The organism is Streptomyces roseoverticillatus (assembly GCF_000719265.1).
Lineage (GTDB): Bacteria > Actinomycetota > Actinomycetes > Streptomycetales > Streptomycetaceae > Streptomyces > Streptomyces roseoverticillatus.
Genome location: NZ_JOFL01000014.1, coordinates 94,953 through 119,234, shown reverse-complemented (window position 1 = coordinate 119,234; position 24,282 = coordinate 94,953). Strand labels below are relative to the sequence as shown.

Annotated in this window: 16 protein-coding genes; 11 read left to right on the top strand and 5 right to left on the bottom strand. The window is 73.0% G+C overall.

Annotation, left to right across the window (positions count from 1 at the left end; translation table 11 throughout):
- Nucleotides 1–25 precede the first annotated feature (25 nt).
- Nucleotides 26–1,570 (bottom strand): ricin-type beta-trefoil lectin domain protein, encoded by a 1,545-nt coding sequence (locus tag IF61_RS0118475; protein ID WP_052392795.1) that lies wholly within the window; start codon nt 1,568–1,570, stop codon nt 26–28.
- Nucleotides 1,571–1,679: 109 nt separating this feature from the next.
- On the opposite strand from IF61_RS0118475, the gene IF61_RS0118470 reads away from it, so the two are divergent.
- From IF61_RS0118470 to IF61_RS0118450, 5 genes are all read left to right on the top strand, one after another.
- Nucleotides 1,680–3,074 (top strand): class II fumarate hydratase, encoded by a 1,395-nt coding sequence (locus tag IF61_RS0118470; protein ID WP_030367532.1) that lies wholly within the window; start codon nt 1,680–1,682, stop codon nt 3,072–3,074.
- 128 nt (nt 3,075–3,202) lie between these two features.
- Nucleotides 3,203–3,904, top strand: coding sequence for a cytidylyl-2-hydroxypropylphosphonate hydrolase (fomD, locus tag IF61_RS0118465; protein ID WP_030367531.1), 702 nt, complete (start codon nt 3,203–3,205; stop codon nt 3,902–3,904).
- 176 nt (nt 3,905–4,080) lie between these two features.
- Nucleotides 4,081–4,758, top strand: a complete 678-nt coding sequence (locus IF61_RS0118460; protein WP_030367530.1) for a class I SAM-dependent DNA methyltransferase — start codon at nt 4,081–4,083, stop codon at nt 4,756–4,758.
- 742 nt (nt 4,759–5,500) lie between these two features.
- Entirely contained in the window at nt 5,501–7,747 is a 2,247-nt protein-coding gene (locus IF61_RS0118455; RefSeq protein ID WP_052392800.1) for a SpoIIE family protein phosphatase, read from the top strand.
- Between the two features lie 184 nt (nt 7,748–7,931).
- Nucleotides 7,932–9,395 carry a catalase gene (locus tag IF61_RS0118450; protein WP_030367528.1) on the top strand — a complete coding sequence of 488 codons (1,464 nt, stop codon included), beginning with the start codon at nt 7,932–7,934 and terminating at the stop codon, nt 9,393–9,395.
- Nucleotides 9,396–9,411: 16 nt separating this feature from the next.
- Here the strand turns inward: IF61_RS0118450 and IF61_RS0118445 are convergent, their stop codons facing one another.
- From IF61_RS0118445 to IF61_RS0118435, 3 genes are all read right to left on the bottom strand, one after another.
- The gene (locus tag IF61_RS0118445; protein ID WP_030367527.1) at nt 9,412–11,730 is read right to left on the bottom strand and encodes a protein kinase domain-containing protein; all 2,319 of its coding nucleotides are present in this window, start codon (nt 11,728–11,730) and stop codon (nt 9,412–9,414) included.
- 9 nt (nt 11,731–11,739) lie between these two features.
- Nucleotides 11,740–14,400, bottom strand: coding sequence for a protein kinase domain-containing protein (locus IF61_RS0118440; protein WP_030367526.1), 2,661 nt, complete (start codon nt 14,398–14,400; stop codon nt 11,740–11,742).
- A 102-nt stretch (nt 14,401–14,502) separates the two neighbouring features.
- A complete protein-coding gene (locus tag IF61_RS0118435; protein WP_030367525.1) occupies nt 14,503–16,776 on the bottom strand; it encodes a transglycosylase domain-containing protein in 2,274 nt (757 codons plus the stop codon).
- A gap of 238 nt (nt 16,777–17,014) precedes the next feature.
- On the opposite strand from IF61_RS0118435, the gene IF61_RS0118430 reads away from it, so the two are divergent.
- From IF61_RS0118430 to IF61_RS0118420, 3 genes are read left to right on the top strand one after another with little or no spacing between them, the layout of a single operon-like run.
- Nucleotides 17,015–17,539, top strand: a complete 525-nt coding sequence (locus IF61_RS0118430) for a PadR family transcriptional regulator (RefSeq protein WP_030367524.1) — start codon at nt 17,015–17,017, stop codon at nt 17,537–17,539.
- Nucleotides 17,536–18,243 carry an ABC transporter ATP-binding protein gene (locus tag IF61_RS0118425; RefSeq protein WP_030367523.1) on the top strand — a complete coding sequence of 236 codons (708 nt, stop codon included), beginning with the start codon at nt 17,536–17,538 and terminating at the stop codon, nt 18,241–18,243. Before IF61_RS0118430 ends, IF61_RS0118425 begins: the two co-directional genes overlap by 4 nt.
- Complete coding sequence (locus tag IF61_RS0118420) at nt 18,240–20,663, top strand: ABC transporter permease (RefSeq protein ID WP_211264901.1); 2,424 nt, start codon at nt 18,240–18,242, stop codon at nt 20,661–20,663. Before IF61_RS0118425 ends, IF61_RS0118420 begins: the two co-directional genes overlap by 4 nt.
- A gap of 55 nt (nt 20,664–20,718) precedes the next feature.
- On the opposite strand, the gene IF61_RS0118415 is transcribed toward IF61_RS0118420, so the two are convergent.
- Nucleotides 20,719–21,699: a hydrogen peroxide-inducible genes activator gene (locus IF61_RS0118415; RefSeq protein WP_078660315.1), complete on the bottom strand. Its 981-nt coding sequence runs from the start codon at nt 21,697–21,699 to the stop codon at nt 20,719–20,721.
- Between the two features lie 135 nt (nt 21,700–21,834).
- On the opposite strand from IF61_RS0118415, the gene IF61_RS0118410 reads away from it, so the two are divergent.
- From IF61_RS0118410 to IF61_RS35920, 3 genes are all read left to right on the top strand, one after another.
- Nucleotides 21,835–22,389, top strand: a complete 555-nt coding sequence (locus IF61_RS0118410; protein ID WP_030367520.1) for a peroxiredoxin — start codon at nt 21,835–21,837, stop codon at nt 22,387–22,389.
- Between the two features lie 11 nt (nt 22,390–22,400).
- On the top strand, nt 22,401–22,934 hold the full coding sequence (locus tag IF61_RS0118405; protein ID WP_030367519.1) for an alkyl hydroperoxide reductase: 534 nt from the start codon (nt 22,401–22,403) through the stop codon (nt 22,932–22,934).
- Between the two features lie 625 nt (nt 22,935–23,559).
- On the top strand, nt 23,560–23,745 hold the full coding sequence (locus IF61_RS35920; protein ID WP_157848626.1) for a hypothetical protein: 186 nt from the start codon (nt 23,560–23,562) through the stop codon (nt 23,743–23,745).
- Nucleotides 23,746–24,282 lie beyond the last annotated feature (537 nt).

Below are 24,282 nucleotides of genomic sequence, written 5' to 3'. Positions count from 1 at the left end.
CGGTCCGGCGGTGCCGAACCGCGCCTCAGGCGAACCGCTGCCGGGCGGAACCGTCGCACGCCTGCAACCGCACGGGCTCCTTGGCCGCTCCCAGCGTCAGGCACAACCCACCGGCCGCAGCCGGCCGCACGGTCGCCCCGTCCCGTACGAACTGCTGGTTCCCGCCGCCGTGGCAGTCCCACAGCACCACGGCCGTCCCCGCCGCGTACTTCCCGCCGGGAACGTCCACGCACCGGTCGTGCGACAGCGCCGTCCGCAGCGCCTTGGTGCCGGAGTCGTAGGCCCAGTCCTGGTTGCGGTTGCCCGTGCAGTCCCAGCCGCCGACGGTGGTCCCGTTGCGGCTGCTCGCCGCGTAGGCGTCGACGCAGGTGCCGGTGGCCTCGTTCTTCAGGGGCCGGAAGGCGTCGTCCCACCCGCCCTTGGTCAGTACGGGCGTGCCCGTGCTCGCGGGGTCGGCGCAGCCGGCCTCCTGCCAGCCGGAGCGGTAGAGCTGGGTCAGGCAGGACGCGAACGCGCCGTGGCCGCGCTGGTTGGGGTGGAAGGACTGCCGGACGGAGTTCTCGTTCGGCGGGAAGGGGTTCGTCACGTCGACGTAGAGCCCGCGGGCCCAGGTGTTGTCCGTGCACACCTCGTGGCCGTGGAAGAGGCGGGAGTTGTCGAGGTAGAGGGCTCCGGTGTCGCGGGCGGCCCGGCGCATGCCGCGCTCGAAGGCGGGCACGGCGGCGTTGCGGCCCCACGCGGCGTCGGAGGTGTAGCCGACGCAGCCGCCGGGGAGCTTGCCGGGGAAGGACGGGTTGTCCTCGAAGTCGGGGCCGATGGGGCTCGGGTAGCCCATGAGGACGAGTTTGTAGTCGCCGTCGGCGTAGCCGGCGTCCTTCATGACCGTGCGCAGGTCCCGTACGGTCTGCTCGACCTTGGGCACGAGGCCGTCGACGCGGGCCTGCCAGCCGGGGGCGTACTTGGGTTCGCAGGTGCCCTGGAGGGTCAGGTAGCGGGTGACGCAGTCGGTCATGACGGGCCCGAACTGCAGGTCGTCGTTGGCGCCGGCGACGAGCAGGACCAGCTTCACGCGGGTGTTGCGGGCCTTGATCGCGAGGCTGTCGCTCTGGACGAGCTCGTCCGCGTACTGCTTGGAGCCGCCGATGCGGATGTTGCCCGTGTAGGCCCCGGAGCAGGCGACGTTGTAGGTGACGTCCGCGGGGATGCCGGTGCGGTGGATGGCGGCGTCGGGCGAGCGGTGGCACCAGTTGTCCGGGCCGTTCGTGCCCGGCTCGTAGGTGCCGACGCCCTCGCCGGAGATCTCGCTGTCGCCGAGCGAGAGCAGCGAGGACTTGCGCTCCGCGAGCGGGCGCTCGGCGGCGTTGCCGTAGAGCTTGACGGCCTCGGCGGCGCGGATCTTCTCCAGCCCGGGCGGCAGGGGTGCCGCGGCGGCGGTACGGGCCGCGGGGTGGGGTGCGTGCGGCGCGTGGGCCGCGTGGGCGGCGGGTCCGGTGACGGCAAGGCCGCCGAACGCCGCGGCGAGCGCGGCGACGGCGGCGAGTGAACAGCGCAGGGTGGGTCTGCGTGTCAAAGTGGCCTCCCCTATTTCAGTTGTTACCCGCGGTATTTACTAGGCGGTAGTGCCTTTTGGGAACACGGTGAACCGGACAAACGCTTGCTCTGTCAGGAGGTAAGTGACGATGACCGATGGTGAGCAGTACCGGATCGAGCACGACTCGATGGGCGAGGTGCGGGTGCCGGCGGACGCCAAGTGGCGGGCGCAGACCCAGCGCGCGGTGGAGAACTTCCCGGTGAGCGGGCAGCGGCTGGAGCGGGCGCACATCGAGGCGCTGGCCCGGATCAAGGCCGCGGCGGCCAGGGTCAACGCCGAGCTCGGCGTGGTGGAGAAGGACGTGGCCGAGGCGATCGAGGCCGCGGCGGGCGAGGTCGCCGAGGGGCGCTGGGACGACCACTTCCCCGTGGACGTCTTCCAGACCGGCTCCGGCACGTCCTCCAACATGAACGCCAACGAGGTCATCGCCACCCTGGCGAGCGAGCGCCTGGGCAGCCCGGTGCACCCCAACGACCACGTGAACGCGTCGCAGAGCTCCAACGACGTCTTCCCGTCCAGCATCCACATCGCGGCGACGGCCGCCGTCACCGGCGACCTCGTCCCCGCGCTGGAGCACCTCGCCGCGGCCCTGGAGCGCAAGGCGGAGGAGTTCGCCGAGGTCGTCAAGTCCGGCCGTACGCACCTGATGGACGCCACGCCGGTGACGCTGGGCCAGGAGTTCGGCGGCTACGCCGCGCAGGTCCGCTACGGCGTCGAGCGGCTGCGCGCCTCCCTGCCGCGCCTGGCCGAACTTCCCCTGGGCGGCACGGCGGTCGGCACCGGCATCAACACGCCGCCCGGCTTCTCCGCCGCCGTCATCGCCGAGGTCGCCCGCACGACCGGGCTGGCGCTGACCGAGGCCCGGAACCACTTCGAGGCGCAGGGCGCCCGTGACGGCCTGGTGGAGACCAGCGGCCAGCTGCGCACCGTCGCCGTCGGCCTGACCAAGATCGCCAACGATCTGCGCTGGATGGGCTCGGGCCCGCGGGCCGGGCTGGCCGAGATCAGCCTGCCGGACCTGCAGCCCGGCTCCTCGATCATGCCGGGCAAGGTCAACCCGGTCATCTGCGAGGCCGTGCTGATGGTGGCCGCGCAGGTCACCGGCAACGACGCGACGGTCGCGACCGCGGGCGCCGCCGGGAACTTCGAGCTCAACGTGATGCTCCCGGTCATGGCGAAGAACGTCCTGGAGTCGGTGCGGCTGCTCGCCAACGTCTCCCGGCTGCTGGCCGACCGCACGGTCGACGGCATCACCGCCAACGTGGAACGGGCCCGCGAGTACGCGGAGTCGTCCCCGTCCGTCGTCACGCCCCTCAACCGCTACATCGGCTACGAGGAGGCGGCGAAGGTGGCCAAGAAGGCTCTTGCGGAACGGAAGACGATCCGCCAGGTCGTCCTCGAATCCGGCTACGTAGAGCAGGGCCTGCTGACGCTGGAGCAGTTGGACGAGGCGCTCGACGTCCTGCGGATGACGCGGCCGTAGGAACGCCCGGAGCGTGGGTGCGGCGCGGCGGCATCCGCGGCCACGGTCTCCACCGCGTCCGCCGGTAACCGTGCTCCGTGCGGCACACGTCACGGCGCGCCCTCACCACCGCAACCTAGGATCTCCGCATGACAGCGGATGCGGACGCGGAGACGGTCGACACGGCAGGCGCAAGCGACAGCGCACCTTCCTGGGCGCCGGGGGAACAGATCCTCTGGCGCTACCGGGGCAATGCCACCGACCGCGTCCACATCTGCCGCCCCGTCACCGTCGTGCAGGACACCGCCGACCTGCTCGCCGTCTGGGTCGCGCCGGGCACCGCGTGCGTGCGGCCGCTGCTCGCCGACGGCACCCCGGTCCACCAGGAGCCCCTCGCCACGCGCTACACCAAGCCCCGCACCACGCAGGTCGCCCCGTGGTCCGGCACCGGGGTGCTGAAGCTCGCCCGGCCCGGCGAGCCGTGGTCGGTCTGGCTGTTCTGGGACCGTGACTGGCGCTTCAAGAACTGGTACGTGAACCTCGAGGAGCCGCTGGCCCGCTGGGCGGGCGGCGTGGACTCCGAGGACCACTTCCTCGACATCGCCGTCTACCCGGACCGCAGCTGGCAGTGGAAGGACGAGGACGAGTTCGCGCAGGCGCAGCAGGCGGGCCTGATGTCCGCCGGGCAGGCCGAGCGGGTGCGCGCCGCCGGCCGGGCCGCGGTCGAGCGGATCGAGGCCTGGGCCGCGCCGTTCGCCGCGGGCTGGGAGGACTGGCGGCCGGACCCGGCCTGGCCGGTGCCCTCACTGCCGGCCGACTGGGACCGTTCCCCGGCCCGGATCCGGGCATGATCCGCGCGGATTCGACAGTAAGGCGGCCAACCGCTTGGCACCGGCCCGCCGGGCAACCGTAGGATCGGCCTCCGCGGCACTGCACAGCAGCAGGGCACGAGCACGGCACGAACAGAGCACGGCATGTGACGCTTGTTCAGGGAATACGGTCAACGGTCACAGGGAGGGCGGGCGCCGTGAGCGGTGACGGGAACCGGCGGGACTACGACGGCTACGCCCGCCCGGGGCTGGACCGGAGCGGGCAGGCGGAGGCGTTCGACGCGATCGGCCACCGCTACGACGAGGCCTTCCCGCACAAGGAGGGCCAGCTCGGCGCGGGCGCCTGGCTCGCGGCCGCCCTGCCGCCGGGCTCCCGCATCCTCGACGTCGGCTGCGGCACCGGCCTGCCGACCGCGCGGCAACTGGCCGACGCGGGCCACCACGTCGTGGGCGTCGACCTCTCGCCCGGCATGCTGGAGCTGGCCCGGGACAACGTCCCCAAGGCCGAGTTCCACCTGGTGGACCTGGCGGAGCTGCGGGACGGCCGCCTCGGCGTCTTCGACGGCGTGGCCGCGTTCTTCTCGCTGCTGATGCTGCCCCGCCCGGAGATCCCGCACGCGCTGCGGATGCTCCACGGGCTGCTGAGACCCGGCGGGTTGCTCGCCCTCTCGATGGTCGAGGCGGACGTGGACGACTACGCGATCCCGTTCCTGGGCAACACGATCCGGGTATCCGGATACCTGCGGGACGAACTGCGCCAGGTCGTGTGCGAAGCGGGTTTCGAAGTCGCCGGGGAGAACTCGCCGGCGTACGCCCCGGCGAGTACGGACGTGCCACCCGAGATCCAGCTCTTCCTCAATCTGCGACGCGCCTGACCCACGGTGCACCCGCGCGAGCGGGCGCACGGCCCCGACGGATGGAACCCCACGCGTGACGGAGCACACCGACTCCCACGGAAACCAGCGGATCGCCGCGGTGCGGCAGGCCGCCGCACCCGCCGCTGCCTCTGCCCCGGATCCGGAACCGGGGCGTCCGCGGCCGGCCCCCGGGCCGGGGCCGCAGGGCGTCCCGCCCCAGCGGCGCGAGGACGCCCACGCGGGCACACGCCCGGCCGCGGACGACCCGGCGGGCGGCCCCGCACGCGCCCGCACGCGCGCGAGCTCGCACCCGGAGCCGGAGGGCCTCCCGGCCCAAGGCGCCCCGGCGGCTCCGGGCCCGGCGCCCGCGCCCACGGGACCCCGGGCCACCGGACCCGAGGCCACGCAGCCCGGGGCCACCCGGTCCCCTGCCCCGGCCTCCCGGACCACCGGCTCCCCGGCCGGCGAGCCCCGGGCCACCCGGTCGCGGGCCGCCGGATCCAAGGACGAGGAGCCTCAGCCCGCCCGGTCCCGCGCCACGGGCTCCGGAGCCGCCGGCGCACGGACCGCCCGGACCCGGACCGGCCCGTCCCGGACCACGGGCGCCCCGGCCGACGGCCCCAGCGCCACCGGAACCCGGACCGGCGGGCCTCAGGCCGACGGGTCCGGTGCCGGCGAAGCCGCCGAAGCCCCGGCCGCCGGATCACGGGGCCGTCGCTCCCGGGCCGACGGCGCGGCCTCCGCCGCGCTGCCCGCCGGCGTGGCCGAGCGGGCCCCGGCCGCGGTGTCTGACAACGATGCCCGGAAGCCCGCCGCGTCCGGAGAGCACCCCGCGGCGGACGGCCCCTCCGCGCGCCCGGAGAGCGCCACCGGCCCGGCGGACACCACCGCCCGCGCGAACCCGGCCGCGCCCGAGGCCACCGCGGCAGGCTCCCCGGACACCCGCAGGGCCGGCGGCCCGGACGGCGGAAGCGGCCCGGCCCCGCGGTCGAAGAGCGCCTCCGCCACCACCGCGGACGCCACTCATCACCCGGCCACGGAGCCCGCCGGTCACCCGGGCCCGGCGGGCGCCCCGCAGGCCACCGCACCGGCGGAGGCCGCCGACCGCCCCGCCGTCACGGCCGGCGACCCGGACGGCGGGAGCGGCCCGGCCCCGCGGTCGAAAGGCGCCTCCGCCACCGCCACGAACACCGCTCCCCACCCGGCCACCGAGGCCGCCGGTCACCCGGGCCCGGCAGGGCCGGAGGACACCGGCCGCCCCGCACCCGCGGGCGCCGCCGGCCACCCCGCCGGAGGCGAGCGGCTGCGGTTCGTCGGGGCCGCCACGCGGCGGATCGCCCGCGGGATCGACCTGGACGAGATCGTGCTCGGCCTGTGCCGGGCCACCGTGCCGACGTTCGCCGACGCCATCCTCGTCTATCTGCGCGACCCGCTGCCGGTCGGCGACGAGCGGCCCGTCGGCCCCGTCGTGCTGCGGCTGCGCCGCACCGACCAGCTGCCCGAGCACGTGCGCGGCGCGGGCGAGGGCGACGCCGCGGACCCCGGCGCCGAGCGCCCCGAGCCCGTACCGGACCTCGCCGGCTGCGCGGCCGAGCGCTGCGAGGTGCGCATAGGGGGGCCGCTCGCGGAGGTGCTGCGGGGTGTCAGACCCGTCTTCGGGGACTCCTCCGCCGCGCGGGCGGCCCTTCCCGAGCTGCTCGGCGACGACCGGCCCGTCCCGGACCGGCAGCGCACGATCCTGGCGCCGCTGCGGGGGCGGCGCCGGGTGATCGGCGCCGCGGTGTTCGTCCGCCGCCCGGACCGGGCCGCGTTCGAGAACGACGACCTCCTCGTGGCGGCGCAGCTGGCCACGCACACCGCCCTCGGCGTCGACAAAGCCGTGCTCTACGGCCGCGAGGTGTACATCGCGGACGAGCTGCAGCGCACGATGCTGCCCGACTCCCTGCCCCAGCCGACCGGCGTCCGGCTCGCCAGCCGCTACCTGCCGGCCGCCGAGACCGCCCGCGTCGGCGGCGACTGGTACGACGCGATCCCCCTGCCGGGCAACCGGGTCGCCCTCGTCGTCGGCGACGTCATGGGCCACTCCATGACCTCCGCCGCGATCATGGGCCAGCTGCGCACGACCGCGCAGACCCTGGCGGGCCTGGACCTGCCCCCGGCCGAGGTGCTGCACCACCTGGACGAGCAGGCCCAGCGCCTCGGCTCGGACCGCATGGCCACCTGCATGTACGCGGTGTACGACCCGGTCGCGCACCGCATCGTGATCGCCAACGCGGGGCATCCGCCGCCGATACTGCTGCACCGCGGCGGCCGCGCGGAGGTCCTGCGCGTCCCGCCGGGCGCGCCGATCGGCGTGGGCGGGGTCGACTTCGAGGCCGTGGAGCTGGACGCGCCCGCGGGGGCGACGCTGCTGCTCTACACGGACGGCCTGGTGGAGTCGCGGCTGCGGGACGTGTGGACGGGCATCGAGCAGCTGCGCGAGCGGCTGATCGAGACCGCCCGGCTGACCGGCCCGAACCCGCCGCCCCTGGAGCCCCTGTGCGACGAGGTGCTGGGCATGCTCGGCCCGGGCGACCGGGACGACGACATCGCCCTGCTCGCGGCCCGCTTCGAGGGCATCGCGCCCAGCGACGTCGCGTACTGGTTCCTGGACCCGCGCCCGCAGACGGCCCGCCAGGCGCGTCGGCTGGCCCGCCGCGCGCTGACCCGCTGGGGCCTGGAGGAGCTCACGGACGCCGTGGAGCTGCTGGTCAGCGAGGTGATCACGAACGCCGTGCGGTACGCCGAGCGGCCGATCACGCTGCGCCTGCTGCGCACGGACGTGCTGCGCTGCGAGGTCGGCGACGACGTGCCGCAGCTGCCGCGGCTGCGGCAGGCCCGGCCCTCGGACGAGGGCGGCCGCGGGCTGTACCTGGTCAACCGGCTGGCCCGGCGGTGGGGCGCGACCCGGCTGAGCACGGGCAAGGTGGTGTGGTTCGAACTGGCGCTGCCGCCGCACGCCCGGTGATTCCCGGGGGACACCCCCCGGACCTCCGGCCGAAATCCGGCGCACGCCCGTTTCACCCGTACGCGGTGGAATTCTGGACAGTGTCCAGACTGCTGTTGCCGACATCACGTCGGCGGAGTTGACTGGCGAGGTGGAGGGCAGCACTGCCGCGCGCCCTCACCATCCCCGTACCGGGAGGCGTCCCATGACCGATTCGGCGCAGCAGACCCCGTACACCACGAACAACGTCGGCATCCCCGTCGAGAGCGACGAGCACTCGCTCACCATCGGTGACACCGGCCCCATCCTGCTCCAGGATCACTATCTGATCGAGAAGATGGCCCAGTTCAACCGGGAGCGGGTCCCCGAACGGGTGGTCCACGCCAAGGGCGGCGGCGCGTACGGCACCTTCCGTGTGACCAACGACGTCAGCCAGTACACCAAGGCGGACCTCTTCCAGCCGGGCCGCAGCACGGAGATGCTGGCCCGCTTCTCCACGGTCGCGGGCGAGCAGGGCAGCCCCGACACCTGGCGCGACCCGCGCGGCTTCGCCCTGAAGTTCTACACCGAGCACGGCAACTACGACCTGGTCGGCAACAACACCCCGGTCTTCTTCGTCCGCGACCCGCAGAAGTTCCAGGACTTCATCCGCTCGCAGAAGCGCCGCCCCGACAACGGCCTCCGCGACAACGACATGCAGTGGGACTTCTGGACCCTCTCCCCCGAGTCCGCCCACATGGTCACGTGGCTGATGGGCGACCGCGGCGTCCCGCGCACCTGGCGGCACATGAACGGCTACGGCTCGCACACCTATCTGTGGGTCAACGGCGGCGGCGAGAGGTTCTGGATCAAGTACCACGTCAAGACGGACCAGGGCATCGAGTTCTTCACCCAGGCGGAGGCCGACCGGATGGCGGCCGAGGACGCCGACTTCCACCGGCGCGACCTCTTCGACGCGATCAAGGCCGGCAACGCCCCGACGTGGACGATGTACGTCCAGGTGATGCCGTTCGACGACGCCCCGAACTACCGCTTCAACCCCTTCGACCTCACCAAGGTGTGGCCGCACGGCGACTACCCGCTGATCGAGGTCGGCCGGATGACGCTCGACCGCAACCCCGACGATTTCTTCGTCCACATCGAGCAGGCCGCCTTCGAGCCGTCGAACCTGGTGCCGGGCATCGGCCCGTCGCCCGACAAGATGCTGCTGGGCCGGCTCTTCTCCTACCCGGACACGCACCGCTACCGCATCGGCCCGAACTACACCCAGCTCCCGCCGAACCGCGCCCGCTCGTCCGTCCGCTCGTACGCGAAGGACGGCCCGATGCGCTACGAACCGGCGAACGTCGCCCGCCCGTACGCCCCCAACTCCTACGGCGGCCCGGCGGCCGACACCCAGCGCTTCGGCGACGTCGCCGGCTGGTACGCGGCGGGCGAGATGGTCCGCGAGGCGTACAAGCTGCACCGCGAGGACGACGACTGGGGCCAGCCGGGCACGATGGTCCGCAAGGTCCTCGACGACGCCGCGCGCGACCGCCTCGTCTCCAACGTCGCCGGCCATGTCAGCAACGGCGTCAGCAAGCCGGTGCAGGAACGGGCCCTGCAGTACTGGCGCAACATCGACAAGGAGGTCGGCGACCGCATCGCCACCAAGGTCAACGGCGGCTGACCGGGCCGGCCGCGGGTCAGGGGGCGTAGCCGGAGATGACCGTGCCGTCGGGGTAGGCCAGGAAGACCGCCTGCCCCACGGCCAGGGCCTGCGGCACCCGCCGGGCCTTCGACCAGTCGTGGCCGCCGTACCTCTTGCCCTGCCCGAGCTGCGCCCCGCGGTCGAGACCGTACGCGTAGAGCTGGTCGTCCGTGACGATCAGGGCGCGGTCTCCGCCGAGCACCGGCAGACTGTCCTTGAAGGCGTCGGCCCACAGCCGCTCCCCGGAGGCGAAGTCGTAGCCGGCGAGTTCCCGGTCGCCCTGGACGACGAGCACACCGCGGTCCCCGACCACAGGGGGCGCGGCGACGCGGACATCGGGGGCCAGCACCGTACGCGGCTCCAGGGTGCGCGCGTCGAGGACCTTCACCCCGAGGTCGCCGTTGAGGGCGCACAGCAGGGCGTCCTTGTACGCGAGGGACATGGCGCACATGAGGCGCGGGCGGCGGGCGGCTTCCTTCCCGTCGCGGGTGCCGAAGGCGTACGTGGTGGTGGTCGACGACAGGTAGAGCCTGTCGCCGTGCACGAGCAGGCTGCCCCCGAGGTCGGTCTTCTGCTCCGTCTGCCACAGCTGCTGGTGGCCGGCGTCGGCGCGGTGGGCCGTCATGCGGGTGCCGGGCTCGTCGCCGTCGGCGCTCCAGACGGCGTAGAGGACGCCGCCGGACAGCTCCATCATGCTGAGGAAGGTGCCGGCCGGTGCCGCGATCGACCAGCGCGGCCGTCCGCCGGCGGGGTCGACGGCGGTGATGCCGCGGCCCTGAGGAACGTACGCGACGCCGTCGGCGACGGCGGGGGCGGGCACCGCGGCCTTCGCCCCTCCCTCGGCAGGGATGCTCCACAGCCGCTTGCCCGTCGCCGCGTCCAGCCCAGCGGCGCCGCCGGCGGCGGTGCCGCAGACCAGGACGGGACCGCTGAGGGCGCAGGCGGTCGCCCCCACGTCCAGCCGGGTGTTCCACGGCGCCCACCCGGCCGGCCGGGCCGACCGGTCCTGCGCGGCCCGGCCGAACTCGCCGCTGTGCCCGGCGTTGCCGTAGGGAAGGACGACGCGCGCGGCCTTCGCGCCGGACGCGGCCGGGGCGGCCTCTGCCGCCGCCGCGTCCCCGGGAGCGCCCTTACCCCCGGTGAGCTGCGGAAACGCCACGGCCGCCCCGATCGCCGCGGCGGCCAGGAACGCGGCCGCACCCGCCAGCAGGGCCTTGCGGCGTGAGCGCCGCGGGGCGGGCTGCGCGGGCGCGGCGGGGGCGTACCCCAGCTGGGTGGGGGCGTGCGGGACGGCCGGCGGGTGCGCGGGCCGCTGCGGCGCGGAGGCCGCGGCCCCCGCGGACGCGGGGCCGGCCCCGGCTCCTCCGCCGCCGCGGCGATCAGCCGCAACGGCGGCGTCCGGCGGTGCCGAACCCGCCTCGGCCCGTACGGCTGCGGCCGCCGCCTCGTGTCCGGCGATCAGGGCCCGTACGCCGTCCGGCCACGCGCAGGGCTCGCCGGACAGCCGTCCGATCAGCTCCTGCGGAGTGGGGCGGTCGGCGGGGGCGAGGGCGAGGCAGGCGGTGACGGTTTCGCGCAGGCCGCCGGGGAGGGCCGCGAGCACGGCCGGGTCGGCCTCGGCGCGCGAGATGCGGTAGACGACGGCGCCGAGCTCGTCGTCGTCGAACGGGCCGCGGCCCGTCGCGGCGAAGCACAGCACGGCGCCGAGGCAGAAGACGTCGGTCGCGGCGACCACCGCGCGGCTGCCTTCGAGGTGTTCGGGTGCCATGAAGCCCGGCGTGCCGACGATGAGCCCCGTGGTGGTCAGGGCCGTGGCGTCGAAGGCCTGGGCGATGCCGAAGTCGATGAGCCGGGGGCCGTCCGCGGCGAGCAGGACGTTGCCCGGCTTGAGGTCGCGGTGCAGGACGCGGGCGGCGTGCACGTCGGCCAGCGCCCGCGCGAGGCCGGCGCCCAGGGCGCGCACGGCGCCGGCGGGCATCGGGCCCGTCCGGGCGACGGCCTCGGCCAGCGAGGGGCCAGCGACGTACTCGGTCGCGAGCCAGGGCAGGGCGGCGTCGGCATCGCCGTCCACGAGAGCGGCCGCGTAGGGGCTGCGGACGGCCCGTGCGGCCTCGATCTCCCGGCGGAAGCGGGTCCGGAACTCCGCCGTCAGATCGAGGTCCTGACGGACCGTCTTGACGGCGACGAGCGAGGAGGCGGCGGCGCCGTCCGTGCGGCGCGCGAGGTACACCTCGCCCATACCGCCCGCGCCCAGCATGCCCAGCAGGCGGTACGGGCCCGCCGTGCGCGGCGGCCCGGTGAGTGGTTCCAGCACGGTGCTCCCCTAGTGCGGCAGCTCGACCGAGCGGATGGCGCCCTGGTCGTAGACGATGTGGACGACGCCGCCGGCAGGCAGGGCGATGGGAGCCCGGACGGACTTGGCGATGTCGATGCCGTTCTTCTTGTCGTAGGCGGGCTCCGTGCGGTCGCCGGGGGCGCCCTCGACCAGCGTCCTGAGCACCTTCCCGCCGGCCAGGGGCATCCGGTGGAGGGCGTCGTTGGAGGCGTACAGCACCTGGTCGCCCACGATCAGCGGCGTGGACACCAGCAGGTTGGGGGAGAGCCCCGGCGATACCGGGACCGGGCGGAACGCCGTCGGGGCGGTGCCCGTGCGGTCGATGACGACCACTGCCGGGCCCTTGCTGTCCGTCCCGACGAACACCTTGTCGTTCACCGCCGTGATGTGCGGGGCGTTCACGCTCCTGACACCCGTCAGGGGCATGTCCGTGCCCGGGGCGAGGGTGCGGGCGTCGAACCGGTGCATGGTCAGGTGTTCGCCGCCGCGGTCGCCGCTGCGCTCGCCGCACAGCACGGAGCCGCCCTGGACGAGGATCTCGCCGCAGCCGTTCGCGACGGGCTCCGTCTCGCCCCGCTCGGCGCCGGTCGCCGCGTCGTAGGCGCTCACGCCGCGCTCGGAGCGCGCGTAGACGATCCCGTCCTTGGCGGCCACGGGTGCGAAGGCCTGCTGGAAGGCGCGGGCGAGCTGCACGCTGGCGAGGCGCTTGTGCCACAGCTCGCGGCCGTCGGAGAGGTCGTAGGCATGCAGGTCGTAGCCCTGGCCGGCGACGTTGACGCCGACGAAGGCACGGCCGTCCACGACGAGGGGCTCGCCCTTGAAGGACTCGCCGCCCTCGGGCTTCTGCTCCCAGCGCACCTTGCCGCTCGCCACGTCCCGGGCCTGGATCCTGCCCCCGGCGGCGACGACGGCCGTGCCGGAGCGGACCGCGGGCGGCAGGCCGCCGCCGGGAATCATGAACAGGCCGGTGGGGCTGATCATGGCCGTGGCCCCGGTCTCCTCCGGCCTCTCGACGGGGTCGTACCGCCAGAGCTGCTTGCCGTCCTTGACCGCGACGGCCTCGTAGGAGCCGTCCACGAGCTGGCAGACGAGGGCGGTGGCGTCGGCGGCGCAGCCGAGCGGGCCCTTGGACAGCTTGCCGGACCACGCGTGCCAGCCCGCGGGGCGGGCGGCGGCGCCCGGCCCCGGGAGCGTGCCCGCCCTGTCGGGGCCGCCGTTCTCGTCGACGCCGTCCGACCCGGTGGCGGGGGCCTCGCCGGCCGTGGCGGCCTCCGGCTTTTTGCCGGCATCGCCGTCGTCGTGGCGGGTGCCCTGATAGACCCCGAAAACGACCGCGGCACCGACGGCGCAGGCGGCGAGCCCGGCAAGGCCGAGCTTGACCGCGGTACGGGGGCGGCGCGGGGGCGACGCCTGGACCGCACGGGGGTGCGGGGCGCCCATCGTCGGCAGATCGTGCGCGGAGGACGGCAGGGCCGAGCCCCGAGGCGATTCCGGCGCCGCCGGATACCCCGCCAGGGGCTGATCGCCGTCGCGGCGGAAGGAAGGCGCCGGCGCCGGTCCTGCAAGGTCCGCCCCCTCAAGCCCGCCGCCACGGCGCTCAACCCCCGCGGCGGAGCCCGGCGGTGCCGTACCCGCCTCAGGCCCGTCCGGCACCGCCGAAAACGCCGCAGGAGGCTGATCGCCGTCGCGGCGGAAGGAAAGCGCCGGCACAGCCGCGGCCCCCGCAGGGGGATCGCACCGCGCCGCCACAAGCCGTCCCCGCACCGTCGCGAACTCCGCCGCCGCGCGGTCGCTCGCGATGCGGTCCCGGATCGCCGGCGGCCAGCCGAACGCGCCCTCGCGCGGCGTGCCGAAGCGTGCCGTCAGCGCGTCCGTACCGGGGCGTTCGGCGGGGTCGGGGCGGAGGCAGTCCGCGAGGATGCCGCGGAGGGGGTCCGGGACGGACGACAGGTCGGCCTTCGCCTGCGAGACGCGGTGGAGGACGGCGGCGAGGGGCCCGTCGCCGAAGGGGTCCTCGCCGGTCGCGGCGTAGCAGAGCACGGAGGCGAGGCAGAAGACGTCGGAGGCGGCGACGACGTGCCGGCCGCCCCTGAGGTGCTCGGGGGACATGAAGCCGGGCGTGCCGACCATCAGCCCGGTGCCGGTGAGGGTGGTGGCGTCGGGGGCGCGGGCGACGCCGAAGTCGATGAGCCGGGGGCCGTCGGCGGCGAGCAGGACGTTGCCGGGCTTGAGGTCGCGGTGGAGCGCGGGCGCGGCGTGGACGGCGTGGAGGGCCCGTACGAGGTGGGCGCCGAGCGCAAGGACGGTCGCGGCGGGGAGGGGCCCGGCGAGGCGTACGGCTTCGGCGAGCGTGGGCCCGGGCACGTACTCGGTGGCGAGCCACGGCGGGTCGGCGTCGGCGTCGCCGCCGGTCAGCCGGGCGACGTGGGGGCTGTCGACGGAGCGGGCGACGGCAATCTCGCGCCGGAACCGGGCGCGGAAGCCGGGCTCGCCGGCGAGGGCGGCGCGGACGGTCTTGAGGGCGACCGTGCCTTCGGGGCCGCGGGCGAGGTGGACCTCGCCCATGCCGCCGGAGCCGAGCCGTGCGAGAAGCTCGTAGGGTCCGATCCGCGACGGCGTCGTTTCCCGCAGCGGTTCCAGCGCGGCCATGCTCGAGTCCCCCCGGACAACTCAGGTACCGAGGTACCAGAAACCCCGGCCGCTCACCCTACACAGAGGGTGAGCGGCCGGGGCCGGGTGGCTGACAGAACCTCAGTTCCGGATCGGCTCACGGCTCCCGTTGGGCTCCAGTCCGCCGCCGCCGGTCGGCGGGACCGGCGGGCTCGGCGGCTTGCTGCTCGGGGTGACCGGCGGAACCGGCGGCCGCGAGGACGGGGGCGCCGACGACGGGCCGCGGGACGGGGTCCGCGAGGACGAGGCCGACGGCGACTGCGAGGGCCGCGAGGGCGACGGCGACGGGCTGTGCGAGGCGGGCGCGGAGGGGCTGGACGAGGCGGGCGGGCCGGGGATCGCCGGGACCGTCGTGCTCATGTCCGTGTCGAGGTCGAACTCCTCGGCGTCCGAGCCCTGGAGCGCGTCCGCGGTGTAGGCCGCCCAGATCTTCGCCGGGTACGTACCACCGTTGACGCGGCCGTTGCCGCCGGTGCCCTTGAGGGTGACCTGCTTGCCGCCCTCGCCCTCGCCGAACAGGCCGATGGCGGTGACCAGGTCGGGGGTGTAGCCGGTGAACCAGGCGGACTTGTTGTCGTCGGAGGTGCCGGTCTTGCCCGCGACCTGGCGGCCGACGCTCTGCACGACGGAGGCCGTACCGTCGTCGACCACGCCCTTGAGGACGGTGGTGACGCCGTCGGCGGTGTTGCGCGAGATCGCGTCGCCGCCGATCGGGTTGTCGAGCGACAGGTCCTTGCCGTTCTGCGAGGCCGACTTGATGATCGAGGGCGTGACCTTCTTGCCGTGGTGGGCGAGGGTCGCGTAGACGCCGGCCATGTGCAGCGGGCTGTTGCCCATGGAGCCGAGCGACATGGCGGGCTTCTCCACGAAGTCCTTGACCTTGCCGTTCATGCCCATGTCGACGGCGGTCTTCTTGACCTCGGGCAGGCCGACGTCGATGGCCATCTGCGCGAAGACGGAGTTGACCGAGTCGTTCATGGCCTTCTGCACGGGGATCATGCCGTGCGCGTAGCCGTCCTCGTTCTCCGGGGCGAAGTGCTCCTCGGTGCCGGTGACCGGGCGCTCGGAGGTGGAGTCGTAGAGGGTGCCCGCGTTGATGCGCACCTTGTTCTGGGTGGTGGACTTGTTCTCCAGCGCCGACGCGAAGATCAGCGGCTTGAAGGTCGAGGCGACCTGGTAGTCCTCGCGGGTGGCGTTGTTCGTCCAGTGCTGGAGGGCGTCGGTGCCGCCGTAGAGGGCGACGACCTTGCCGGTCTTCGGGTCCACGGAGGCTGCGCCGACCTGGACGTTCTTGTCGACCGCGCGGGCCTTGGGGTCGAGGTCGTCGAGGAGCTTGTCCTTGACGGCCTTCTCCAGGGCCTTCTGCTTCTTGTTGTCGACGCTGAGGGTGATCGTCCAGCCGCCGGCGTCGAGGTCGCTCTCGGGGCGGCCGTCCTTGACGAGCTTCTTGCGCATCTCGGCCTTGGCGGCCTCGACCAGATAGCCGTTCTGGCCGGTGAGGCCCTTCGGGGCCGGCGGCTTGCCGGGCTCCTTGAACTGCATCGTGGCGCGCTTGTCCTTGTCGAGCCACTTCTGCTCGACCATCTTGTCCAGGACGTAGTTCCAGCGGGCCTTGGCGTTCTCCTTGCCCGCCGGGGTGGCCACCGACCAGTCGTACTGGCTGGGGGCCTGGAGCAGCGCCGCGAGGTAGGCGCCCTCCTCCAGGGTGAGCTTGTCGACGTCCTTGTTGTAGTACGCGCGGGAGGCGGCCTGGAGGCCGTAGGCGCCGCGGCCGTAGAAGCTGGTGTTGAGGTAGCCCGCGAGGATCTCGTCCTTGGACTTCTCCTTCTGCACCTTGAGGGAGATGACCAGTTCCTTCACCTTGCGGGTGACGGTCTGGCGCTGATCCAGGTAGTAGTTCTTCACGTACTGCTGGGTGATGGTCGAACCACCCTGCTTGCCACGGCCCATGAGGGTGTTGAGGACGCCTCGGGCGGTGCCGAAGACGTCGACGCCGGGGTCCGTGTAGAAGTTCTTGTTCTCGGCGGCGACGACGGCGTGCTGGACGTCGAGCGGGATCTTGTTGAGGTCCACCTCTTGGCGGTTGACGTCGCCGCTACGGGCAATGATCTTGCCGTCGGCGTCCTTGAAGACGTTGCTCTGCAGCTTGGCCTGACTGTTGCCCTTGGGGACGTCCACGTACATGTAGAGCGCCACGCAGGCCCCCGCCCCGAGAGCGATGAGCGCCACGAAGTAGGCGAGCAGCTTCTTCCACGTGAAGAAGCGGCGTATGCCGCTCTTCCCAGGTTTCTTGGGCTTCTTGCCCTTTGCTGTGCGGGTGCTCTTCTGCGCCCGTCGCGCGTCCGCTCGGCCCATCTCTCCCGTAGCTCCAGTCTTTCCGCCCCCAACCCAGCTCATGAAGCTAACACCGCAACTGTCACCAAACGCCCATTGATCAAGGCTTTGGGGCACGTGACATACAGCACCCCGGCTGGCGGGAACCGGGCGCGGCGCAGTGCGGGAAACCGTACAGGGCGCCGGTTCTATCAAGATCACGCCATCTGTACATCATGGGTATACACGCGATGTATACCCACGGTGTACAGTCCCCGGCATGTCCATCGGTCACACTCTGCTCGCGCTCCTGGAGTCCGGCCCGTGCCACGGCTACGACCTCAAGCGCGCCTTCGACGCCCGCTTCGGCCACGACCGGCCGCTCCACTACGGCCAGGTGTACGCGACCATGTCGCGCCTCCTGAAGAACGGCCTCGTGGAGGTCGACGGGATCGAGCACGGCGACGGTCCCGAACGCAAGCGCTACGCCATCACCGACGCCGGCATCACGGACGTGGGGCGCTGGCTCGCCGAGCCCGAGAAGCCCGAGCCGTACCTGCAGTCCGTCCTCTACACGAAGGTCGTCGTGGCCCTGCTGACCGGGCGTGACGCGGACTCCCTGCTGGACGCCCAGCGCACCGAGCACCTGCGGCTGATGCGCGAGCTCACCCGGCGCAAGGTGAGCGGCGACCTCGCGGACCAGCTGATCTGCGACCACGCCCTCTTCCATCTGGAGGCCGACCTGCGGTGGCTGGAAATCACCGCTGCCCGCCTCGATCAGCTGGCCGAGGCGGTGCGGCCGTGACCCGCTCCCCCGCAGCCCCGTCCGGCTCCTTGCTCGCCGCGGCCGGGCTGCACAAGGCGTACGGCCCCACGACCGCACTGGCCGGCGCGGACTTCTCCGTCCACCCGGGCGAAGTCGTCGCCGTCATGGGCCCGTCGGGCTCCGGCAAGTCGACCCTGCTGCACTGCCTGGCCGGAATCGTCCGCCCCGACGCCGGCACGGTCCGCTACGGCGCGCGCGACCTGTCGGCCCTTCCGGACGCCGAGCGCAGCGCCCTGCGGCGCACCGAGTTCGGCTTCGTCTTCCAGTTCGGCCAGCTCGTGCCGGAGCTGACCTGCCTGGAGAACGTGGCGCTGCCGCTCCGGCTGAACGGCGTCAAGCGCAGGGAGGCCGAGCTGCAGGCCCTGCACCGGCTGGAGCAGCTGGAGGTCGCCGACGCCCGCGGCAAGCGGCCCGGCGAGATATCCGGCGGCCAGAGCCAGCGCGTCGCCGTGGCCCGCGCCCTGGTGACCACCCCGCGCGTGATCTTCGCGGACGAGCCGACCGGCGCCCTGGACTCCCTCAACGGCGAGCGCGTCATGCGGCTGCTGACCGAGGCCGCGCGCGACACCCGCGCCGCGGTCGTCCTGGTCACCCACGAAGCGCGCGTCGCCGCGTACTCGGACCGCGAGGTCGTCGTACGGGACGGGCGGGCGCGCGACATGGCGGGGGTGGGGCTGTCGTGACCGCACGGAACGACGAGCACGGCACTCCGCGCCCCGGCCGCGGGCCCGCCGACCGGCCCACCGGGCCCGCAGGCGCCGCCGCCTGGTTCCGCGACCTGCGCATGGGCGCGCGCTTCACGGTCGCCGGCGGCCGCGAGGGGCTGCTGCGCGCGGTGCTCACCGCGCTGGCCGTCGGCCTCGGCGTGGCCGTCCTGGCGGTCGCGGCGTCCGTGCCGCACCTGCTGGACGAGCGCGACCGGCGCACGGCGGCCCGCCAAGTGGACACACCGCTGGAGTTCGAGCAGCCGGGCCACGAGCCGCGCAAGAGCAGCGGCACCTTGGTGTACCGCGACGCGGGCACCGACTTCCGCGACAAGAAGGTCGGCGGCGCGCTGCTGCGCCCCGAAGGGGCCGACGCCCCGGTGCCGCCCGGCGTGACGGACCTGCCCCGGCCGGGCGAGATGGTCGTCTCCCCCGCCCTCGGCAGGCTCCTGGACACCGACGCCGGGAAGCTGCTGCGCGAGCGGCTCCCCTACCGGACCGTGGGCACCATCGCGCCCGCGGGCCTCGTCGGCCCCAGCGAGCTCTTCTTCTACGCGGGCGACGGCCGGCTAGCACCGGGCGACGGCGCCGTGCGCATCGACCACTTCGGCGACGACGCGCCCGGCCTGCCCACGGACGGCGAGCTGGTCGTCCTGATCGCCCTCGCGTGCGTGATCCTGCTGCTGCCGGTCGGCGTCTTCATCTCGGCCGCCGTCCGGTTCGGCGGCGAGGGCCGCGACCGGCGGCTGGCGGCCCTGCGGCTGGTGGGCGCGGACGGCGCCACGGCCCGGCGAATCGCGGCCGGCGAGGCCCTGTGCGGCGCGCTGCTCGGCCTGCTCGCCGGTGCCGGGATCTTCCTCTTCACCCGCGGATTCGCCACGCACGTCACGGTCCGCGACGTCACCCTCTTCCCCTCGGACGTCACCCCGAGCCCCGCGCTGGCCGCGCTGATCGCCGTCGCCGTGCCCGTACTGACCGTCGTGGTGACCCTGTCCGCGCTGCGCCGCGTCGCCATCGAGCCGCTCGGGGTCGTCCGCGGCGCGCCCACCCGGCGGCGCAGGCTGTGGTGGCGGCTGCTGATCCCCGCCGTGGGCCTGGCACTGCTGGTCCCGAGCACGGTGGCGGTCGCCCGGAGCCCCTTCTACGGGCCGGTGGAGACGGCCATGGTCGCCACGGGCGCGGCGCTGCTGCTGATCGGCGTCGCCGCGGTCCTGCCGTGGCTGGTCGAGGCGTGCGTCGCCCGGTTCCGGGGCGGGCCGCTGCCCTGGCAGCTGGCGACGCGGCGGCTGCAGGCCGGCAGCGGCACGGCCGCGCGGGCGGTCAGCGGCATCACCGTCGCCGTGGCCGGGGCGATCGCCGTCCAGATGGTGCTCTCCGGCATGCAGAGCGGCCACGACAGGCCCGGCGGGAGCGTCGCGAGCTGGTCCCACGTGAAGGCCTCGTACCGACCCGGCACGCCCGAGGAGATCGTCGCGTACACGAAGGCGTTCCGGGCCACGCCCGGCGTGCAGGACGCCGTCGCGTTCGTGGAGCAGTACGCGACCGTCCCGGGCAAGGAACACGACGTCACCACGGTGCACGTCGCCGACTGCTCCGTCCTGCGCACGCTGGCCAGGATCGACTCGTGCCGCGAGGGCGACGTCTTCGTGGCCACGGAGAAGGACGGTGAGGTCAACACCGCCGGCCGCTTCCCGCCGGGCACCGCGCTGGAGATGGACGGCTTCGAGCGGGCGAAGGAGCGGGGAACACCCGCCTACCGGTGGACCGTTCCGGCGTCGGCGCGGGTCGTGGAGACCCTTCCCGGGCCCACCGGCGACCACCAGTACGGCGTGCTGGCCACCCCCTCCGCCATCGACGCCCGGGCGATCCCGGACGCCAGGACGACCGTGCTGGCCCGGGTCGACCCCGGTGACCGCGACGACTCCGTCGAACGGTTCCGCAACACCGCCGCCGCCGTCGACCCGGGCATGCGGGTGTGGCGCCTGGGCGGCGTGGTGAAGGAGAACCACCTCGCGGCCGTCGAGGAGGGGCTGACGATCGGCGCGGTCTGCGTGCTCGCGCTGATCGCGCTGAGCATGCTCGTCGGCACGCTGGAGCAACTGCGCGAGCGCAGGCGCGCGTTGTCCGTCCTGGTTGCCTGCGGCACCAGCCGCGCGACGATCGGCTGGTCGGTGCTGTGGCAGACCGCGGTCCCCGTGGCGCTGGGCATGGCGCTGGCCGTCGGGTCCGGCCTCGGCCTGGGGCGGCTGCTGCTCGCCCTGATCGACGAGCGGGTACGGGACTGGTTCGCGTTCGTCCCCCTGATCTGCGCGGGCGCGGGGATGATCGTCCTGGTCACCGTGGCGTGCCTGCCCGCGCTGTGGCGGCTGACGCGGCCGGAGGGCCTGCGGACGGAATAGCCCCCCGCGCAGCCCCCGGAGCCCGGCCCTCAACCGGGCTCCGGGGGCTGCCCGTTCACTGCGCCGCGACGCGCACCGGCAGCTTCCGCAACTCCTTGCGGAGCGCCTCGGCGAACTGCCCGAACTCCTCCTGCCGCGCGGCGCCCGTCCGCATCGCCAGGGCGATCCTGCGCGAGGGCACCGGATCCGCGAACGAGCCGGTGGCGAGCTGGGCGTTGCGCTCGGTTTCGACGCGCAGGGCCGTGCGCGGCAGCAGGGTAACGCCCATGCCGCCGCCCACCAGTTGGACGAGCGTGGACAGCCCGGCCGCGCTGGTCGTACCCAGCGCGCCGGACGTGCGGCCGACTTCGCGGCAGATGTCGAGGGCCTGGTCGCGCAGGCAGTGGCCCTCGTCGAGGAGGAGCAGGTCGAGCTCGCGCAGCGCCTCGCGCGGGATGTCGCCCCGGCCGGCCAGCCAGTGGTCGCGGGGCATGACGAGCACGAAGTCCTCGTCGAAGAGGGGCAGTTCGGTGACGCCGGGCACGCCGAGCGGCACGGCGAGCAGCAGCAGGTCGAGCCGGCCCTGGGTGAGCCCGTCGAGCAGCGAGGACGTCTGCTCCTCGTGGACCTGCAGGTCGAGGTCCGGGTAGGCGTCGTGGACCAGGCGCAGGACGGCCGGCAGGAGGTACGGCGCGACGGTCGGGATCACCCCGAGGCGCAGGACGCCGGTGAAGGGCGCGCGGGCCGCGTCGGCCTCCTCCATGAGCGAGGCGACGGCGTCGAGAACGGTGCGGGCGCGGACGGCGAGCCGCTCGCCCGCGGGACTGAGCAGCACTTTCCTCGTCGTACGCTCGACGAGCTGGACGTCGAGGACCTCCTCCAAGGCGGAGACGGCCCCGGAGAGCGCGGGCTGGCTCATGCCGAGGGCCGTGGCGGCGTCGCGGAAGTGCAGGTGCTCGGCTACGGCGACGAAGGCCCGGAGCTGGGCGATGCTGGGCTGGCGAGGACGCCCGCTCCCCGGGCTCGTGGCAGCTACGGCTGCCGGTGCGGATGACATTTGATAAGCACCTCCGATCAACATCGCCCAGTCTAGCTATTTCCGTTATCAATGGCTCCTGTGGCAGGGTTGCTCATGTCCAACCCCGAAGGAAACTCCTGTCACGGAGCTTCCTGCTCGCTGCAAGGAGAGCGCGTGCTCACTGTTGGTGACAAGTTCCCCGAGTTCGACCTGACCGCTTGTGTGGACCTCGACGCGGACAAGGCTTTCGCGCAGATCGACAACAAGACCCACGAGGGCAAGTGGAAGGTCGTCTTCTTCTGGCCCAAGGACTTCACCTTCGTCTGCCCGACCGAGATCGCCGCGTTCGGCCAGCTGAACGACGAGTTCGCCGACCGTGACGCCCAGATCCTCGGCGTCTCCGGCGACTCCGAGTTCGTCCACCACGCCTGGCGCAAGGACCACAAGGACCTCCGCGACCTGCCCTTCCCGATGCTGGCCGACGCCAAGCACGAGCTCATGCAGGCCTGCGGCGTCGAGGGCGAGGACGGCTACGCCCAGCGCGCCGTCTTCATCGTGGACCCGAACAACGAGATCCAGTTCGTCATGGTGACCGCCGGCTCCGTCGGCCGTAACCCCAAGGAGGTCCTCCGGGTCCTCGACGCCCTGCAGACGGACGAGCTGTGCCCCTGCAACTGGTCGAAGGGCGAGGAGACCCTCGACGCCGTCAAGCTCCTCGCGGGCGAGTGAGCTGATCTCCCATGGCGCTCGATGAACTGAAGTCCGCCATACCGGACTACGCCAAGGACCTGAAGCTGAACCTCGGCTCGGTCATCGGTAACTCCGACCTGCCGCAGCAGCAGCTGTGGGGCACCGTCCTCTCCTGCGCGATCGCGACCCGCTCGCCGATCGTGCTGCGCGAGCTGGAGCCGGTCGCCAAGGCCAACCTGTCGCCCGAGGCGTACACGGCCGCCAAGGCCGCCGCCGCGATCATGGCGATGAACAACGTCTACTACCGCACCCGGCACCTGCTGTCGGACCCGGAGTACGGCAACCTGCGCGCGGGCCTGCGGATGAACGTCATCGGCAACCCGGGCGTGGACAAGGTCGACTTCGAGCTGTGGTCGCTGGCCGTCTCGGCCATCAACGGCTGCGGCCTGTGCCTCGACTCGCACGAGCAGGTCCTCCGCAAGGCGGGCGTCTCGCGCGAGACGATCCAGGAGGCGTTCAAGATCGCCGCGGTCCTGCAGGCCGCCGGCGCCACCCTGGACGCCGAGCAGGTCCTGGCGCAGTAACTGATCGGCCATTGAGTCGCGTCCCGGGGCCCACCGAGCACCATGCTCGGTGGGCCCCGGTCGTATGTCGATACTGACTTCTCAGTCTTCCTCCTGGCCTCGCATCCTGCCGGGCCGCCTTTGCTGAGCCTGGACTTAGGACATCTGCGGCAATGTGATCGTCATCGCCGACGGCGGCTACTGGGGCTCCGGAGTACTCATGCCTCCACCCTCACCGAGCCGGACAGGAACGTCTCCGGATGAAAGGGAGCGGCATCACCCCCCGGCAGGTCCGGGCCTTGGGCGGGGATGCCTCCGCCCCAACTTGAGAGTGGCGCACCTACGGCGCCTCGGCACCGACCATTCCGGCAGCAGAGCCCCCTCCTGTTCACTAGCCAACCAGAGTGAACACCGAGCCCGCGTCCGGACACTCCTCCTTGGCCAACTCCAGAGACCGCTGTGCGATTCTCCGCAGCACCCCGCACCCGCACCGCTGCTACTTGTCGGCGACGTCCTGGTCGGTTTCGGCTAAAAACTCAGCTGTTGGTGGCCGAAGACGACTCATGCGTCCCACCCACTCTCGGTAAGCTACTCCAGGCACACCGAACACGCGATCAACATCGAACGTGATCTCGCAGGGGGGACGATGAACACCTATCGATGGCGCGCTAAAGCGGTATCTCTGGCAACGATTTCTCCACTGACTGTCGACGCCTTCCTTGCCAATACCGCTTCGGCCGACGCGGCCTATGAGCGGGATCCGCATAAACCCAAAGGCGGAGTACAGCGTCAGTTCGGAAACCAGGATCATTACGGCGAAGCAACCCCCTGAGCAAGATTCACTCCGGGGCTTACTCACTGCCACAGGCCAAGTAACCTTCTCGGGCTCGTCCCAAGCCTGCCTCATTCGAATTCGGCCCGTGCCGCGATTCCTGATCACACTCGGTTTCTATTGGCAGGCTGCGGCACCTGGACCTAGGCTCCGCATTCTCGCAGACCCTTGCGAGAATTCTCAGCAATCCAGCATTGGGTAGCTCACTAAGTCCGCGTAATCCCGGCCATTGGCTACTGGCTACCCCTGCACGAGCAGGCACAACACCTCAGTCCGCTGAGGCGATCCACTTACCGGCCGACACCGCCCCCCGTCACCCTTCTGGCAGCTCAGCCGGGCAGGCTGTGCCGTGCCACTGCCCAACACGCATAAAATCGAAGAGAACACGGAATCCTCTTGAGACCCAAAAGACAAGCATATGCGCCGCTGGCCGCTGCTGCGGCCTGCATCGCCTTATCCGGCGGCCTGTTACAGATAACCCCCGCATCTGCGGAACCCAAACCGCCCACCGGCCGGAGCACCGCTCCTCACGACAGA

What these genes read in the sequence shown, in the direction of transcription:
- IF61_RS0118440 (WP_030367526.1), bottom strand. Translation starts at nt 14,400, where the DNA reads ATGGCCGCGCTGGAACCGCTGCGGGAAACGACGCCGTCGCGGATCGGA.
- IF61_RS0118435 (WP_030367525.1), bottom strand. Translation starts at nt 16,776, where the DNA reads ATGGGCCGAGCGGACGCGCGACGGGCGCAGAAGAGCACCCGCACAGCA.
- IF61_RS0118430 (WP_030367524.1), top strand. Translation starts at nt 17,015, where the DNA reads ATGTCCATCGGTCACACTCTGCTCGCGCTCCTGGAGTCCGGCCCGTGC.
- IF61_RS0118450 (WP_030367528.1), top strand. Translation starts at nt 7,932, where the DNA reads ATGACCGATTCGGCGCAGCAGACCCCGTACACCACGAACAACGTCGGC.
- IF61_RS35920 (WP_157848626.1), top strand. Translation starts at nt 23,560, where the DNA reads ATGAACACCTATCGATGGCGCGCTAAAGCGGTATCTCTGGCAACGATT.
- IF61_RS0118415 (WP_078660315.1), bottom strand. Translation starts at nt 21,699, where the DNA reads ATGTCATCCGCACCGGCAGCCGTAGCTGCCACGAGCCCGGGGAGCGGG.
- IF61_RS0118470 (WP_030367532.1), top strand. Translation starts at nt 1,680, where the DNA reads ATGACCGATGGTGAGCAGTACCGGATCGAGCACGACTCGATGGGCGAG.
- IF61_RS0118405 (WP_030367519.1), top strand. Translation starts at nt 22,401, where the DNA reads ATGGCGCTCGATGAACTGAAGTCCGCCATACCGGACTACGCCAAGGAC.
- fomD (WP_030367531.1), top strand. Translation starts at nt 3,203, where the DNA reads ATGACAGCGGATGCGGACGCGGAGACGGTCGACACGGCAGGCGCAAGC.